15 protein-coding genes, 1 tRNA gene and 1 pseudogene are annotated in these 15,329 nt (G+C 66.7%); 5 read left to right on the top strand and 12 right to left on the bottom strand.

The features are described 5' to 3' along the window. Nucleotides 1-73: 73 nt before the first annotated feature. On the top strand, nt 74-931 hold the full coding sequence (locus ACI2JO_RS02425) for a phage portal protein (protein WP_404719155.1): 858 nt from the start codon (nt 74-76) through the stop codon (nt 929-931). 93 nt (nt 932-1,024) lie between these two features. Here ACI2JO_RS02425 and ACI2JO_RS02420 read toward each other — a convergent pair whose 3' ends face one another. The 3 genes from ACI2JO_RS02420 to ACI2JO_RS02410 all read right to left on the bottom strand — a co-directional run bounded on the left by ACI2JO_RS02420 (nt 1,025) and on the right by ACI2JO_RS02410 (nt 3,785). Further along, entirely contained in the window at nt 1,025-1,666 is a 642-nt protein-coding gene (locus ACI2JO_RS02420; RefSeq protein WP_404719154.1) for a hypothetical protein, read from the bottom strand. Between the two features lie 312 nt (nt 1,667-1,978). Beyond that, complete coding sequence (locus ACI2JO_RS02415) at nt 1,979-2,602, bottom strand: SOS response-associated peptidase (RefSeq protein ID WP_404719153.1); 624 nt, start codon at nt 2,600-2,602, stop codon at nt 1,979-1,981. Between the two features lie 451 nt (nt 2,603-3,053). Continuing rightward, nucleotides 3,054-3,785 (bottom strand): helix-turn-helix domain-containing protein, encoded by a 732-nt coding sequence (locus tag ACI2JO_RS02410; protein ID WP_404719152.1) that lies wholly within the window; start codon nt 3,783-3,785, stop codon nt 3,054-3,056. 368 nt (nt 3,786-4,153) lie between these two features. On the opposite strand from ACI2JO_RS02410, the gene ACI2JO_RS02405 reads away from it, so the two are divergent. Then, a complete protein-coding gene (locus ACI2JO_RS02405) occupies nt 4,154-4,660 on the top strand; it encodes a hypothetical protein (protein ID WP_404719151.1) in 507 nt (168 codons plus the stop codon). An 835-nt stretch (nt 4,661-5,495) separates the two neighbouring features. On the opposite strand, the pseudogene ACI2JO_RS02400 reads toward ACI2JO_RS02405, so the two are convergent. Both ACI2JO_RS02400 and rimO read right to left on the bottom strand, forming a co-directional pair. Continuing rightward, nucleotides 5,496-5,625, bottom strand: a pseudogene (locus ACI2JO_RS02400) (methyl-accepting chemotaxis protein); the annotation flags it as partial. A 158-nt stretch (nt 5,626-5,783) separates the two neighbouring features. Continuing rightward, the gene (rimO, locus tag ACI2JO_RS02395) at nt 5,784-7,124 is read right to left on the bottom strand and encodes a 30S ribosomal protein S12 methylthiotransferase RimO (RefSeq protein WP_404719150.1); all 1,341 of its coding nucleotides are present in this window, start codon (nt 7,122-7,124) and stop codon (nt 5,784-5,786) included. 95 nt (nt 7,125-7,219) lie between these two features. Between rimO and ACI2JO_RS02390 the strand changes: the two genes are divergently transcribed. Further along, nucleotides 7,220-8,314: an anhydro-N-acetylmuramic acid kinase gene (locus ACI2JO_RS02390; RefSeq protein ID WP_404719149.1), complete on the top strand. Its 1,095-nt coding sequence runs from the start codon at nt 7,220-7,222 to the stop codon at nt 8,312-8,314. Between the two features lie 11 nt (nt 8,315-8,325). Here the strand turns inward: ACI2JO_RS02390 and ACI2JO_RS02385 are convergent, their stop codons facing one another. From ACI2JO_RS02385 to rpsA, 5 genes are all read right to left on the bottom strand, one after another. Then, on the bottom strand, nt 8,326-8,748 hold the full coding sequence (locus tag ACI2JO_RS02385; RefSeq protein ID WP_404719148.1) for a DUF4112 domain-containing protein: 423 nt from the start codon (nt 8,746-8,748) through the stop codon (nt 8,326-8,328). A 5-nt stretch (nt 8,749-8,753) separates the two neighbouring features. Further along, nucleotides 8,754-10,127, bottom strand: a complete 1,374-nt coding sequence (locus ACI2JO_RS02380; RefSeq protein ID WP_404719147.1) for an ABC transporter substrate-binding protein — start codon at nt 10,125-10,127, stop codon at nt 8,754-8,756. An 83-nt stretch (nt 10,128-10,210) separates the two neighbouring features. Then, nucleotides 10,211-10,294 (bottom strand) — tRNA-Leu (locus ACI2JO_RS02375). A gap of 59 nt (nt 10,295-10,353) precedes the next feature. Beyond that, complete coding sequence (locus ACI2JO_RS02370) at nt 10,354-10,635, bottom strand: integration host factor subunit beta (RefSeq protein ID WP_404719146.1); 282 nt, start codon at nt 10,633-10,635, stop codon at nt 10,354-10,356. Between the two features lie 179 nt (nt 10,636-10,814). Further along, nucleotides 10,815-12,521 (bottom strand): 30S ribosomal protein S1, encoded by a 1,707-nt coding sequence (rpsA, locus tag ACI2JO_RS02365; RefSeq protein WP_028965398.1) that lies wholly within the window; start codon nt 12,519-12,521, stop codon nt 10,815-10,817. Nucleotides 12,522-12,604: 83 nt separating this feature from the next. Here rpsA and ACI2JO_RS02360 point away from each other — a divergent pair, with 83 nt between their 5' ends. Further along, entirely contained in the window at nt 12,605-13,042 is a 438-nt protein-coding gene (locus ACI2JO_RS02360) for a type II toxin-antitoxin system ParD family antitoxin (RefSeq protein WP_404719145.1), read from the top strand. A 25-nt stretch (nt 13,043-13,067) separates the two neighbouring features. Then, nucleotides 13,068-13,319 (top strand): type II toxin-antitoxin system RelE/ParE family toxin, encoded by a 252-nt coding sequence (locus ACI2JO_RS02355; RefSeq protein WP_404719144.1) that lies wholly within the window; start codon nt 13,068-13,070, stop codon nt 13,317-13,319. Here the strand turns inward: ACI2JO_RS02355 and cmk are convergent. Together cmk and aroA are read right to left on the bottom strand one after the other, a co-directional pair. Then, nucleotides 13,316-13,939, bottom strand: a complete 624-nt coding sequence (cmk, locus tag ACI2JO_RS02350; protein WP_404719143.1) for a (d)CMP kinase — start codon at nt 13,937-13,939, stop codon at nt 13,316-13,318. The genes ACI2JO_RS02355 and cmk overlap by 4 nt on opposite strands. After that, complete coding sequence (gene aroA / locus ACI2JO_RS02345; RefSeq protein WP_404719142.1) at nt 13,936-15,273, bottom strand: 3-phosphoshikimate 1-carboxyvinyltransferase; 1,338 nt, start codon at nt 15,271-15,273, stop codon at nt 13,936-13,938. Before aroA ends, cmk begins: the two co-directional genes overlap by 4 nt. Nucleotides 15,274-15,329 lie beyond the last annotated feature (56 nt).

Below are 15,329 nucleotides of genomic sequence, written 5' to 3'. Positions count from 1 at the left end.
GCCGGTGCTGGATCGCCGCCAGTGGATCGACCTGCTCGAATGCTGGCACAACGACCGGTGGTACGAACCGCCGTTGCCGCTCGACGGGCTGGCGCGCGCGTTCCGGGTTTCGCCGCACCACAGTTCGGCGATCCTGCTCAAGGTCAACCTGGTCGCCGCGTCGCTTGACCCGACGTCGCTGATCGACCGCGCCACGTTCAGGAAGGCGGTGCAGGATTATATCGTGTTCGGGAATGGCTACCTCGAACCGGTGCGGTCGCGGCTGGGCGGCACGATCGCGCTGCGCCACGCGATGGCGCGCTACACGCGGCGCGGGTTGATCGACGGCGATTACTGGTGGGTGCCGGGGGTGCAGGAGGCGACGAAGCTGGCGCCGGGCGTGGTTCACCTGGCGATGCCCGACGTCAATCAGGAGCTGTACGGCGTGCCCGAATATCTGTCGGCGCTACAGGCCGCGCTGCTCAACGAGGCGGCGACGCTGTTCCGGCGGCGCTATTACCTGAATGGCAGCCACGCCGGGTACATCCTGTACGCGACCGGCGAGATCGACGTGAACGACACGCAGGCGATCAAGGACGCGATGCGCGCGGCGAAGGGTCCGGGCAATTTTCGCAACATGTTCGTCCATGCGCCGAACGGGAAGGATGGGTCGATCAAGATCATCCCGATCGCCGAGGCGGGGGCGAAGGACGAGTTTCTGGGGATCAAGAACGCGACGCAGGCCGATGTGATGGCGGCGCACCGCGTCCCGCCGCAGCTGCTGGGGATCGTGCCGGCGCAGGGATCGGCGTTCGGCAACCCCAAGGATGCCACCGCGATGTTCTACGAGCTGGAGATCGAGCCGTTGCAGGCGGCGTTTCTGGAGGTGAACGATCGGGTGGGGCAGGAGGTGGTGCGGTTTCGGGCGCGGGCTTTGGCCTCGGGCGGGTGATCTCGCGTACGTTCACGGGCGGTTTTGATCACCGACGCCGGGTTGTGTGGGCCGAGGCAAAGATCCGAGATCGTGCTTTGCCTCGGCACCCTGTCACTTAGGCGTTACGGCATTGACCGGGGTCAGCACCGGTGCCGGCGTTGCCATCGTGCTGGTGGCGGGCACCGCAGCGGGAGCGGTGATGGCCAGCGGCGCCGGTCCAGCCGCCGCCATCGCGAGCGGCACGTCCTCGTCCACGAAGCCCTTTACCATCGTGCCCGCCGGTACGGTCGCGCTGGTGCCGGTGACGAAGAAGCCGGCGACAGGAAGCAGGACCGCGGCGCCAACGACGCCGGCGGTTCCCGCCGTGCCCTTGTCGTCAAACGCGCCCGAGAGCCGGATCTGTCGGCCGTTGACCGTCACGTAGAGAACCCGGGCGCCGAGGTGCCCGGACTTGCCCCACATGCCCTTGTTCTTGACGTCGGTGATCTCGCCCATCGCCGGGCTGCCAACCGGGATAACCGTCACACCCTGAACGATGATCGGCTCCGAGGTTTCGAGGTGGATGCGCTGACCCACACGCAGCTTTTTGCCCTTGGTGGTCAGCTCCTCCGAGAGCTTCAGCGGCACCTCAGTGCCGGTGCGGAGCACGGCCGACGTGGTGGCCGGCGCTGCGATCGGCGCGGTGGCCAGCTGCGCCGTGACCGGCACGGCGAGCAGCAGCGCGCCCGCGAGCGCGCCAACATTCTTGATCATCTTGAACCCCCATCAACGCGAGTCCCCCGACCCGCTGTCACCAGCATGCCCCATTTGAATGGCGGCACAATTGTCACGGCAAAAACTGTAAAGAATATCGAGCGTTACGGGTTTGGGTTCCGCTACGACAAACGCGACCTTGCGAATGAGAGGCGGCCTCTTCGGAAGTAATCGACGGTGAGTGACGGCGCGAGAGCGACTGCGACTCGGCCTGCTTTTTTGGGAGCGTTCGGGGGCGCGCGGCGCTCGCCGTTCCGATCTTCGGCATGAGACTTTCCGCGTGCCGCTGCGCCAGCGCGCGTCTTGCGATGGTCAGGCGATCTGCATCAGCTGCGACGGGAATGGTTGCGCCAGCAGGATGGCCTGGTCAAACGGCGCGGTCAGCCATGCCGCCTCATCCTCTTCGTGGAGCAGCACCGGCATCGCCTTGGGGTGGATCGGCGCGACCAGCGGGTTCGGATCGGTGGTCAGGAAAGCGAACACCGCGCCGCCCTCCGCCGGGCGCCACACGCCGGCGAAGCTGACGATCGGGCGGCTGGGGACGTCGAACCAGTGGAGCGGTAGCTTGCCGTCGCCGCCGCGGGTCGGCCCGTATTCGCTGAACGCCGTGAACGGGACGAGGCAGCGCCGCGCGGGGTTCATCAGCGCCGAGCGCCAGAACGGCGACGTGTAGTTGCGGACGTTCGTCACGCTCTTGTTGAGCAGCACCGGCTTGCCCGTCGCCTTGTCGATCCGCTTGCCCGGTACCTTGTGGGGGAAGCCCCACGCCATCACGTCCAGGACGCGCGCGCCGGCCTCTTCGCGCACGACCCACGCCGGCTTGTCGGGGAACAGCTCGGGCGGGGGGATCGTGTGATCGGGCGGAAAAGGGGCGGCGATGCCGTAGCGGGCGGCGAGCGCGGCCTGCGCTTCGGTCATTCGGTACCTGTTGCACATCGCGCGTCTCCTGATCGCCAATGTGGGCCATCCGGCAAGCGGGCGCCAGCGCCTGGGCGGCTGGCGATCTCGGCGTCGCTACCCCGAAACGCGCGCTTTCCTCCCCGCCGCGCCCGCCCTCTTTCCGGGTCGGTTTTGATGCAGGTCTGCGGCACGTCCTCCACATGGGCTGCGCTGCGGCCTCAAAGCGCTTTTCGAGTGATGCGGATTGATGCATCCATATGTACGTTTCCGCACAGGCACCGCCACGGTAGCGTGGCACGGTTTCTGCTCACTCCCCCCAGGCAGCCTCGGGGCGGCGCAAGCCGCCTCGCTCGACAGCCGGTGCTCGGCGATCAAGGGCGTGTGCCGTGACGGCTTGATGCTGGGGGAGTAGAAAATCTGGCGCATGTCCTCGCGTAAGCGAGGGCATTCCTCCTATTCTTGAATCTTCCTTCGGGTCGCGGGCAATCTATGAACTCGCGCTCGACACGGAGACGGGGCCGTGTTCCACCCCAGCTCGCAGTCGCGACAGCGCTGCTGCGAGTTCCGGGTCGCTGATGCGGGGAGGGCTTGCTGGCGTTTGACGCTCGGTAAGCTTCTTCAGGCCGATGGTGAGAAAGTTCAGGAAGGTTTCTCGCGCGGAGCCGATCAGCTGCTCAGGCCAAGAGAAGAAATAGGCGTTTGACGTCTGCTCCAGTTGCGGGCCGGCATGTCCCTCGGCGCCTTCCTTGGTCTTTGATCGGCGGACCCAGTCGATGAGCCCGAAGGCACGGAGTCGTGCCATCGCCGCCTTTACGAAGCCGTGGCTGAGACCTGTTTGCGCCGCGATCGTGGCATACGCCGGGTACAGCTCCCCGTTCATATGATTGTATCGATCAAGCATGTAGGACAGCACTGCGCGGTCGTCGCCATGAAGCCGCTCCTGCGCGCCCGGCACTTCCATTGTCTCTCCGGCACGACGGGCGGCGCGGGCGTCGCGAAGAGCCATCAAATGCTTCTGGCGCATGATATCAAAGGTGCGGAGGGCCGCAGCCTTGAACACGTTCCAGCGCTTCCTGTTTCGGTCGCCATGGACACGCCACGGCTTAGCCTTGCGGGTATCTTCGTGGTGGCTCTTAGGCCGAGCGTTGTCAGTCGGTCTTGTCCCACAGCCGAGAAGGCGGCGCTGGCGCATGATGTCGCCGAACGAGACGGCGCTCACGCTCGAATCCCGTTTGGATAAGTGCTGCTAACCCATTCGAACGTCACAGCGGCTTTTCCCCTGCGTTGGGAAAAACCGGCGCTCGAAACAACCACTCACTTGGGAATCATAATCCGCGTGTCGGGGGTTCAAGTCCCTCCTCCGCTACCAAGCGCTCGTGCATCCTTCGTCTTCTCGAACCTTCCGAACCGCGAAGCTCGCTGCCGGTCCCACTTTGGGACAGACGCGGGCAAACGGTGCCGGATCAAACAGTTTTGCTGGCCATTTGATTAATCAATAGTCGATCGGCGCAGCCGGTGGCGCAATCGCCCCCGGCCCCTGTGCTGATGGGCCGCGGCTGAGGCAGAATTTAGGAGGGGGCGTTTCAGGTGTCGGTGACCTTCTACTCCCCGGCCCCCATTCCACCCGACGACCATGCCAGAAACCAGGCGGTGCGCGCCTCTGGACTGCTCGACCGTATCGACGACCCGCAACTCAACGCCTTGGCGAAGACGGCGAGGAAACTGGTCAACGGCGACTGGGCGGGAGTGGCGTTGATCGTCGATGACCTCCAGATCGTTGTCGCCTCCTCCGGCGGACAGCTTGGCCGCTACGAGCGTGCCAGATCGATTTCCGCCCACGCGGTCGTCACGCCAGATCGCCTGTTCTGTGTCCCGGACGTGATTGCCGATGGGACGTTCGGTTCCAATCCCTTCGTACGCGTCGGCTTGATCCGCTTCTTCGTCGCGGCGCCGATCATCGATGCAGCGGGGTACGCGCTGGGCGTATTATGCGTGTCGAGCCGAAACACGCGCGCCGCGCTGAACGATGCGGAGGCGGCGGCGCTAAGATCGCTCGCCGCGCGTGTTCTCGAACCGACGGTCGACGCGTCGTAGCCGTGTGGCGGCGCTCAGGCCGCCATCGCCGCCATGATCTCGCCGTCCGAGGCGAGATGATCCTCTATCACGCAGCGAAAATTCAGGCCGGTAACGCCATGGTTGCTGGGCACCGACGCTTGCGCCACCACAAGCCGGTCGAGCGACTGCACGCGGCCACCGGGCACGTCGACCGCGTGCGGATGATGCTCGTGGAAGCGACGGGTGCCGGTGGTCGCCACCACGCGGCCCGCCGGATCGACGATCGAGATCGTTGCACGCTGTGACGAACGGTTCATCACATCGATCAATTGGGCCACCTGGCCCTCAAAATCATATTCGAGGTAGCAGACGCCAATCGTGACGCCCTCGACAGTGACCGGCGCGACAAAGATAAGCACCTTGCGATCGTTCGACCACGGATTTGCCCAGACTTCGTCGGTCGCCCAGCCGTTCGGCAACGGCCCGTCCATGACCGCGCGAAACTGGCCGTACTTGTCGAAGCGCTCGGTCCGCACCGCGGCGTTTTCGTGCGCGCACACACCGACGTGGCCATCGGCCGCAACGACGAAGGCATTGAGGAAATAAGGGGAGAAGCCCAGCAGGGAGCGCATCCGCTCCAATGCGCGGGCCTCTGCACGACCATCGCCGGGCAGCAACAGGCTTTCCCGCACCGCGTGATCGCTGGCCAGCACGCGGACGTCGATGGTCCGGTCGAACAGCGTCCGCGACAAGGCGTCGGCAATCGACTGCGCCAGCTCGCCCAGGCGGCCGCCTTCCAGTTCGCGGACCAGATCGGCGGCGATCTCGCTGCCCTGGTGCAATCGCCCGAGTAGATCTTCGCGAAAGGCACGCGACGAGAGGCTGGCCTGCGCGGCGAGTGTCTTTACTTCCTGCGCGACCACACCGAAGCCGCGCCCGGCTTCCCCGGAGCGCGCCGCCTCGATCGCGGCGTTGAGCGCCAGCAGCCGCGTTTGCCCGGCGATCGCCTCGGATCGATCCGCATGGGCTGCCACTTCAGCACTCAGCAGTGACAATAGGGATCGGATGCGGCGAGGCATGACAGCTCCATCGATGGTCGTCCCGGTTTAGAAGCACCGGGTTAACCAACGGTATGGAAGCCGCTTTCTCAACTAAAGGGCGGTTAATCCGTTTGGGCTGGTGCGCCGAACAGATCGTGTTCGTCGGCGTCCTCGATCACCACCGAAAGGATGTCGCCCGGCGTGAGATGTCCCGCGTCGCGCAAGTGCACTTCGCCATCGATCTCGGGCGCGTCGGCCATCGACCGGCCGGACGCGCCGCCGCTTTCGGCATCGACGGCATCGACGATCACCTCCAGCGTCCGCCCGACCTTGGCCGCGAGCTTCGCGGCGGAGATGGCGGCAGTCTTCTCCATGATCCGCGCATAGCGTTCTTCCTTGACCGCTTCGGGCACCGGATCCGGCAGCGCATTGGCCGATGCACCCTCGACCGGCTCAAACCGGAACGCGCCCACCCGATCGAGCTGCGCTTCGTCCAGCCAGTCGAGGAGATATTGGAAATCTTCCTCGGTTTCGCCGGGAAAGCCGACCACGAAGGTCGAGCGGATCGCGATATCCGGGCAGATGTCGCGCCACGCCTTGATCCTGCCGAGCACCTTGGCGTCGTTGGCGGGCCGCTTCATCCGGCGCAGCACCGACGGCGCGGCATGCTGGAACGGAATGTCGAGATAGGGGAGCACCAGCCCGTCGGCCATCAACGGGATGACCTGATCGACGTGCGGATAAGGATAGACATAATGAAGCCGCACCCACGGCGCGATCTTTCCCAATTCACGGGCAAGATCGGTCATGTGCGGGCGAACCTCCGCGCCCTTCCACATTCGCGACTGATCGCGGATGTCGATGCCGTAGGCGGACGTGTCCTGGCTGATGACCAGCAGTTCCTTCGTCCCTGCCGCGACCAGCTTCTCCGCCTCGCGCAGGATCGCGTCCGGGCGGCGGCTGACCAGATCACCACGCAAGCTGGGAATGATGCAGAAGGAGCAGCGGTGATTGCAGCCCTCCGAGATCTTCAAATAGCTGTAATGCCGCGGCGTCAGCTTCAGTCCGGCGTCGGGGATCAGGTCGACGAAGGGGCTCAGCGCCGCGGGTGCGGCGGCGTGGACCGCCTCCACCACCTGCTCATATTCATGCGCGCCGGTGATCGCGAGCACGTCGGGGAAGCGCGCACGGATCGTCTCGGCCTCCTTGCCCATGCAACCGGTGACGATGACGCGGCCGTTCTCGGCGATCGCCTCGCCGATCGCCTCGAGCGATTCTTCCTTCGCGGAGTCGAGGAAACCGCAGGTGTTGACCAGCACCACGTCGGCGCCGGCGTAATCGGCCGACATCTGATAGCCATCGGCGCGGAGCTGGGTCAGGATCCGCTCGCTGTCGACCAGGTTCTTGGGACAGCCGAGCGAGACCATGCCCACGCGGGGCGGTGAGGGGATTTGCGTTGCCATGGGATCGTCCGCACATAATGCGGGACGACGCGATTTGCCAGTGTCGGCGGCACGCGCGATAGCGGCGGCTGGTTCACGACGGGAAGGGCGTACGGATGCTGGCGATCGGATTGATGTCGGGCACGTCGCTGGACGGCATCGACGCGGCGCTGATCGAAACCGACGGGCAGCGCGCCGTCCGCCACCTCGCGTTCCGTGGTGAGCCCTATTCGGACGCCGCGCGGACGCAACTGGCGGAGGCGACCGCACTGGCGCTCACCTATCAGCGCCCGCGCGCCAGTCCGCCGCTGGCGGAGGCGGCGGCATTGATCACGCGCACACACGCCATGGCGGTGCGAAAGCTGCTGCGCGATGCCGGGATCACGGCGGGTGAGATCGGCGTGATCGGATTTCATGGGCAAACGGTGGCGCATCGTCCCGACCGTCGCTGGACGTGGCAGATCGGTGATGGTCAGATACTGGCCGACGTCACCGGCATCCGCACCGTTGCGGATTTTCGCAGCGCCGATGTCGCGGCGGGCGGGCAGGGGGCGCCGTTGCTCCCGATCTATCACGCGGCGCTCGCCGCCGGACTTGAGGGCCCGGTCGCGATCCTCAATCTCGGTGGCGTTGCCAATATCACGCTGATCGACGGCGGCGAGGCGATTGCCGCCTTCGATACCGGCCCGGCCAATGGGTTGATCGATAGCTGGGTGGAACAGGAAAGCGGCGCGCGCTTCGACGAAGACGGCGCGCTCGCCGCCTCCGGCCATGTCGACGAGACGGTGCTCGGCGCGATGCTCGACACCCCCTTCTTTGATGCCCCTTATCCCAAGTCTTTGGACCGCAATGACTTCACCGTTCAGCCGGCGCGTGGACTGTCGGCGGCGGACGGCGCCGCGACGCTGACGGCGTTCACGGCGGCGAGTGTCGCACAGGCGCTGACGCTGCTGCCGGTTGCGCCGCGCCGCTTGCTGGTGGCGGGTGGCGGACGCCATAATCCTGCGATGCTGCGGATGATCGCGGATCGCACTGGCCTCCTCCCGGAACGTGTCGATGCGCTCGGCTGGCATGGCGACGGGCTGGAAGCGGAGGGCTTTGCCTATATGGCGGTGCGCACGCTGGCCGGGCTGCCGATCAGCTTCCCCGGCACCACCGGGGTCCCCCACGCCATGCCGGGTGGCACGGTGTTCGTGCCCCGAACCGGCTGACGCGACGGCGCTTAGCGGTCGACCGTCACCGTCGCGGGATAGTGGCGATCGAGATGCTTCTTGATGCGCTTCAGGTTGCGCGTGTTCGAGCGATAGAACAGGTCGGCCGCGTCCCCGACCAGGGGTACCATGCCCAGGGCCGTGTCAAAGCCGACGCGCGCGGTCATGCCGAGCAGCGCCAGCCGCCCCATCCCCAAATTGCGCGCTTCCCAGACCAGCCACATCCCCATCGCCCCAGCCAGCAGGTCGCCGACCACCGGCACCAGCCCGACGATCGCGTCAAGTCCGACGCGGCGGTTGATGCCCGGAATGACATACAGCCCCTCAAGCAACCGCTCGACCGCCTCGACTCGACGGCGCACCGCAACGGGATCGGTGCCGACAGGAAGGGTGTCGAAAAAGCCGGCCTTCAGCGGCGTGGGACGAGCGTTCATGCCCGCTAATTGGGCTCGGCACGCAGCCGGTTCAATGGGTGCCACGCGCGGACATTTGGCTGCCATTGCCGTAACCGGAGCGCAACCAACGACCAGCGAAGCGGTCGTGACAGCGGTATGAAGGCGACATCCTGCGTCAACAGGCGATCTGCGAGCGCGGCCGCCTCGGCGCGCTGCGGCAGCGTGTCGGCGAGTCGCGCCGCCTCGATCGCCGCCTGTGCTTCCGCCGAACAGGCAACGCACGCTTCGGCAAGGTACCAGCGCGCATTGTCATAGGGTGCGACGCGGTCGACAAGCCGCAGATCGGCACCCGGATCGTCCTGCGCTACCCGTATCGGACGGATGCCGATCGCGTACAGGTCTCGCGCGAGATGTCCCCAAAGGATCGTACCGCCCGGGCTGCGTGGCAGCGCCAGCCGCAGCACCGGCGCGCCGCCGTGCGTGGCGCGCCACGCGTTGACGCGCGCGCGTGCGGCGGAGGGGCGCTGCTCGGGCGGCAGGGTCGCCCAGGTCGGGACCATCGGCGGGGCGTTCGAGTCGAGCTGCTCGGGCAGGATCGTCTCACGCGCCGGCCAGTCGGCCGACACGCTCCCGGTCAGATCGACGCGATCGAACGCTTGCGCGATCGCGCCGCGGTTTTCCGCATCCGCCAGAAAGCCTTCGCGCCGCACGATTGCCAGCCCGAACAGCCCCGCGGCGGGGTCGATGCGCACGTTCGCCGGTGCCGGATTGGCCGCCTGAAGCGTCGGCCAGTCGTCGATCGTCCCGCCGGTGACGAGGTCGGAGCGCCGCTCGACGAAGCGCAGGATCGCGGTGGCGGCCCGCTCGCCACGCAACAGCACATTCTGCTCCGGGGTCGGGCCGTCCTCCTCGGGATCGCGATCGGGATCGGGGGCCGGGGTCAGCAGGATACCGTCGCGCGCGCCATCGCGCCGCCGGAACGGTCCGACGCCCTCCGCAACGCCGGGACGATGGAGCGCCATCTCCGGCTGGGCAAACAATTTCAGCAGATCGGGACGCGGTCGCGCCAATTCGATCTCGATCACTTCCGGCGTCATCTCGACCACCGAAGCGACAGCGGTAAGATACGGCGCCACGCGATTTTCGGCGCCGCGCGCGAGCTGTCGGCGCAGCAGCGGCACCACCTCGCGCGCGCGCACCCGCGTCCCGTCGGCCCAGACGGCGTTGCGGAGCCGGAAGATGTAACTGCGTCCGTCGTCGATGACGATCCAGCGCTCGGCGACACCCGCCTCGATCTGCCCGACCGCGTCGAAGCGGACGAGGCCTTCGGCCAATGAGTCGGTCAGCAACCGGTCGCCGGTGGACAGATCGTTGCGCTTGCCGCCCGCCAGGTGCGGCTCGGCGCCGATCACGCTCACCACCACCGCGCCGACATCGGCGCGCCGACCGCATGAAGCGCCGGACAGCGCGAGAGCGGCAATCGCAACGAGGCGAACAATGCTGGTGCGGGCGGCGGGACTCGAACCCGCACGCCAATGGCAGAGGATTTTAAGTCCCCAGCGTCTACCGATTCCGCCACGCCCGCGCATTAGCGGCCACGAAGCCGTTGCGGCGCGCCGCGTCAAGTCGTTGCGGCATGCCGCATCAGGCGACGTTGAGGCGCTGACGCATTTCCTTGCCCGGTTTGAAGAACGGCACGCGCTTCGCATCCACCTCGACCGTCTCGCCGGTGCGCGGATTGCGACCGACGCGTGCGTCGCGTGCGCGCGTGGAGAAAGCCCCGAAACCGCGCAATTCGACCCGGCCGTTGGCGGCCAGTCGCTCGGTGATCTCATCGAAAAAGGTCGAGACAATTGCCTCGACATCTCGCTGGGACAGGCCGGGATTGTCCTTCAACAACGCCTGCACCAACTCCGACCGTATCATCGTCTGCGGTTCCTTACGCCCTGGATTAACGTCACCGTGGGCTGATACATGTAAGTTTGACCCCTCGGTAGCACCGTTCTGAAATCGATTGGGCAAAGTGGGTCACCTTATTGTCGTGCAAATAAAAAAGGGGACCGGCCAATGGCCGATCCCCTCGTTCGCCACCCGGCGGGGGCGCTTTACTTCTTGGTGTCGCGCGCCTTGAGCGCCTCGCCCAGGATGTCGCCGAGCGACGCACCCGAGTCCGACGAACCATATTGCGCCACGGCCTGCTTCTCCTCGGCGATCTGCATCGCCTTGACCGAGAAGGTCGGCTTCTTGGAACGGTCGAAGCCCGTCACCATCGCGTCGAACTTCTGGCCAACCTGGAAACGCTCCGGACGCTGCTCGTCGCGGTCGCGACCGAGGTCGGTGCGCTTGATGAAGCCGGTCGCGCCATCGTCGCCCGCCTGCACTTCGAGGCCCGCGTCGCGGACTTCGAGGACGGTGACGGTGACGACCTGGTTCTTGCCCAGGCGATCGCCCGCACCCGCCGCGACCGGACCGCCGCGCTCGAGCTGCTTCATGCCGAGCGAGATGCGCTCCTTCTCCGAGTCGATGTCGAGCACCACGGCCTGCACCATCTCACCCTTGCGGTGGAGGTTCAGCGCGTCCTCACCCGAGACACCCCATGCGATGTCGGACATGTGGACCATGCCGTCGACGTCGTTGTCCAGGCCGATGAACAGGCCGAACTCGGTGGCGTTCTTGACCTCGCCCTCGACGGTCGAGCCGATCGGGTGCGCGGCGGCGAAGGCCTCCCACGGGTTGTTCTGCGCCTGCTTCAGGCCCAGCGAGATGCGACGCTTGTCCTCGTCGACCTCGAGCACCACCACTTCGACTTCCTGCGAGGTCGAGACGATCTTGCCCGGGTGGACGTTCTTCTTGGTCCAGGACATTTCGCTGACGTGGACCAGGCCCTCGATGCCGGCTTCCAGCTCGACGAACGCACCATATTCGGTGATGTTCGTGACGCGGCCCGACAGCTTCGCGCCGACCGGATACTTGGCGGCGGCGCCATCCCACGGATCGCTCTCGAGCTGCTTCATGCCCAGCGAGATGCGCTGCGTGTCCTTGTTGATGCGGATGATCTGCACCTTCACGGTGTCGCCGATGTTGATCATCTCGCTCGGGTGGCCGACGCGCTTGTAGCTGAGGTCGGTGACGTGCAGCAGGCCGTCGATGCCGCCCAGGTCGACGAACGCACCGTAATCGGTGATGTTCTTGACGACGCCGTCGATGATCTGGCCTTCATGCAGCGACTGGATCAGGCCCGAACGCTGTTCGGCGCGGGTCTCTTCCAGAACGGCGCGGCGCGAGACGACGATGTTGCCGCGCTTGCGGTCCATCTTCAGAATCTGGAACGGCTGTGGGATGTCCATCAGCGGGGTGACGTCGCGCACCGGGCGGATGTCGACCTGCGAACCCGGCAGGAACGCCACGGCGCCGTTCAGGTCGACGGTGAAGCCACCCTTCACGCGGCCGAAGATCACGCCCTCGACGCGCGCGGTCTTGGCGAATTCCAGCTCCAGCTTGTCCCAGGCGGCTTCGCGGCGCGCGCGGTCGCGCGACAGCATCGCTTCGCCGTGCATGTTCTCGACGCGGTCGACATAGACCTCGACTTCGTCACCAACCTTCAGGTCGGCCTTCTGGCCCGGCGCAGGCGCGAATTCGCGCAGCGGCACGCGGCCTTCGCTCTTCAGGCCGACGTCGATGACGACCAGGTCGTTCTCGATGGCGGTAACGGTGCCCAGCACCACGCGGCCCTCGAAGCTGTCGGCGCCGCCGAACATGTCATCGAGCATCGCCGCGAATTCGTCACGCGAGGGAGTTGCCACTGAGGCCATAAAAGAAACAGTCCTATGTCGTTTTCCGGCCAGGCGGTTGGTTCCGCCGGTCTTGGCCATCACTGTCGCACCGGCCCCGTGCCGTGCGCGACATCCGTTCGATCTGGGGAGCGGCGGGGGCTATTCGCGGATGTGCGAAAAGGCGCGAGGGGCAAGCCATCGCGCCGCGCCTCCGCGAGCCACAGCCCGCCGGACCGCCGCGCCCTAGCCGAAAAGCGCCCGGCAAGCAAGCGTTGACAATCTTTGCCAACCACCGGCATCTTGGCGATATGGCCACTATGAACATCTCGCTCCCCGATGCCATGAAGGACTGGGTCGAGCAGCAGGCGGCGACCGGCCGCTACAGCAATTCCAGCGACGTCGTCCGCGACCTGATCCGCCGCGAACAGGTGCGCGCCGAGAAGATCGCGAACATGCAGCGCCTGGTGGATGAGGGCAGGGCGAGCGGCGTTTCCGCCCGATCGTTCGAGCAAGTCGTTGCCGATACCCGCGCCGCCTATCTGGCGAAACATGGCGGTTGAGCTTTCCGCGGAGGCCGATCGCGACTTGGCGGAGCTGGTCGCCAGCGGCCTTGAGCGTTATGGCCTCGCTGCGTTGGACCGATATGTCGCGCGGTTACGGGAGGCGTTCGAGATGATCGATAGCTTCCCTCGCATCGCTCGGCTGAGGGACGAGATTGGCGGCGCAACGAGAGGCTTCCCCGTCGGCGTGCACATCATCTTCTATCAGGTAGACGACGCCGACGACGTCCTGATCCTCCGCATCCGCCACGGCCGCGAGGACTGGATCGGCGACTAACGCTGCGTCCGCGCCTCCACCAGCGCGATCGCACGCGACACCGCGGCTTCGATCGATAGGAAGCTGGTGTCGAGTTCCATCGCATCCGCCGCCGCGACCAGCGGAGCGGTGGAACGGGAACTGTCGCGATCGTCGCGGGTCCGAATATCCGACAGGACCTGATCGTAGCTGATCGCACTTCCCCGCTTGTGGAGCTCGTCGTGGCGTCGCCGCGCCCGGATCGTCGGGGTGGCGCGCACGAACAATTTGGCATCCGCGTCGGGCGCGATCACCGTGCCAATGTCGCGCCCGTCGAGCACCGCGCCGCCGGGCTGGTGCGCGAAGCGCCGCTGCCGCTGGAGCAGCGCCGCGCGCACCAGCGGATGCGCCGACACGATCGAGGCGACCTGCCCGGTGGCATCGTCGCGCAGAATTGGATCGGCGAGCAGTTGATCGTCGAAATCGCACGCCGCCACCGCATCGGCCTCGATCGCCGGATCCAGATCGAGCCGCGTCACTTGCGTCGCCACCGCACGGTACAGCAGGCCGGTGTCGAGATGCGGGACGCCGTAATGACGGGCGAGCGCGCGCGCGATCGTGCCCTTGCCCGAAGCAGCCGGGCCGTCGACCGCAATGATCATGCCTCCGCCCCGGAAAGGTGCGCGAGCTGCTGATAGAAGGCCGGGTAGCTGGTTGCGACCGGCGCGACATCGTCGATCGTCACCGCCTGGCGTGCGTGCAGCCCAGCAACCGTCATGCTCATCGCGATCCGATGGTCGAGCTTGGTCGCGACCGTGCCGCCGCCCGCGATCTTCTCGCCGCCCGATCCGTGGACGGTCAGCCCGTCCTCATGCTCGTCGGTCGCGACGCCGTTCGCCGACAGTGCGGCGCGCATCGCGGCGATCCGGTCGCTTTCCTTGACGCGTAGCTCCTCGGCCCCGCGCGCCACCGTCGCGCCCTCGGCAAAGGTGGCGGCCACGAACAGCGCGGGATATTCGTCGATCATCGAGGGCGCGAGATCGTGCGGCACGACGATCCCGGCAAGCGCCGCATGCCGGACGCGCAGGTCAGCGACCGGCTCGCCGCCGACCACGCGCGCGTCGAGTTCGGTGATGTCCGCGCCCATCATGCGCAGCGCGGTGAGCAGCCCGGCGCGGGTCGGATTGAGCCCGACATTCTCGATCACCACGTCGCTTCCCGGCACGATCGACGCCGCGACCATCCAGAACGCCGCCGACGACGGGTCGCCGGGCACGACGATCGACTGCGGCTTCAGCTCCGCCTCGCCGGTCAGCGAGATCACCCGCCCGCGCGGGCCTTGTTCGACGGTCAGCTGCGCGCCGAAGCCCGCCAGCATCCGCTCGCTATGATCGCGCGTCGGCACCGGTTCGATCACGCGCGTGATGCCGGGCGTGTTGAGCGCCGCGAGCAACACCGCCGACTTCACCTGCGCGGAGGCGACCGGCAGCTCATATTCGATCGGCACCGCCGGACACGCACCGCGCACCATCAGCGGCAGCCGCGTCCCCGGTGACGCTTCGATCGACGCGCCCATCTGCGCCAGCGGCACCGTGACGCGCGCCATCGGACGTGCCGACAGCGAGGCGTCGCCGGTGAAGGTCGCGGTGATCGGGTGGCTGGCTACCAGCCCCATCAGCAGCCGGGTCGAGGTGCCCGAATTGCCCATCTCCAGCGCCTGCCTCGGCTGGAGCAGCCCGCCGACCCCGACGCCGTGGATGCGCCAGATCGCGTCGTTGTCGCGCTCGATTGTCGCGCCCATCGCGCGCATCGCCGCGGCGGTGGCGAGCACGTCCTCGCCCTCCAGCAACCCTTCGACGCGGCTTTCGCCGACCGCCAGCGCGGACAGCATCAGCGAGCGGTGGCTGATCGACTTGTCGCCGGGAACGCGGATCCGTCCTGCCAGCCGCGCGGGCGAGGGGACGGTGAACGGAGCGGGGGAGGAGGAATGCGCCATGCGCGCCGCGCCTTGCCAGCCGCCTTGCGCTATGGCAAGGCACGCGCCACTTCACA

Source organism: Sphingomonas sp. NPDC079357, assembly GCF_044901155.1.
In the GTDB taxonomy this organism is placed as follows: Bacteria; Pseudomonadota; Alphaproteobacteria; order Sphingomonadales; family Sphingomonadaceae; genus Sphingomonas.
This window is presented reverse-complemented; position numbering and strand designations above follow the sequence as displayed.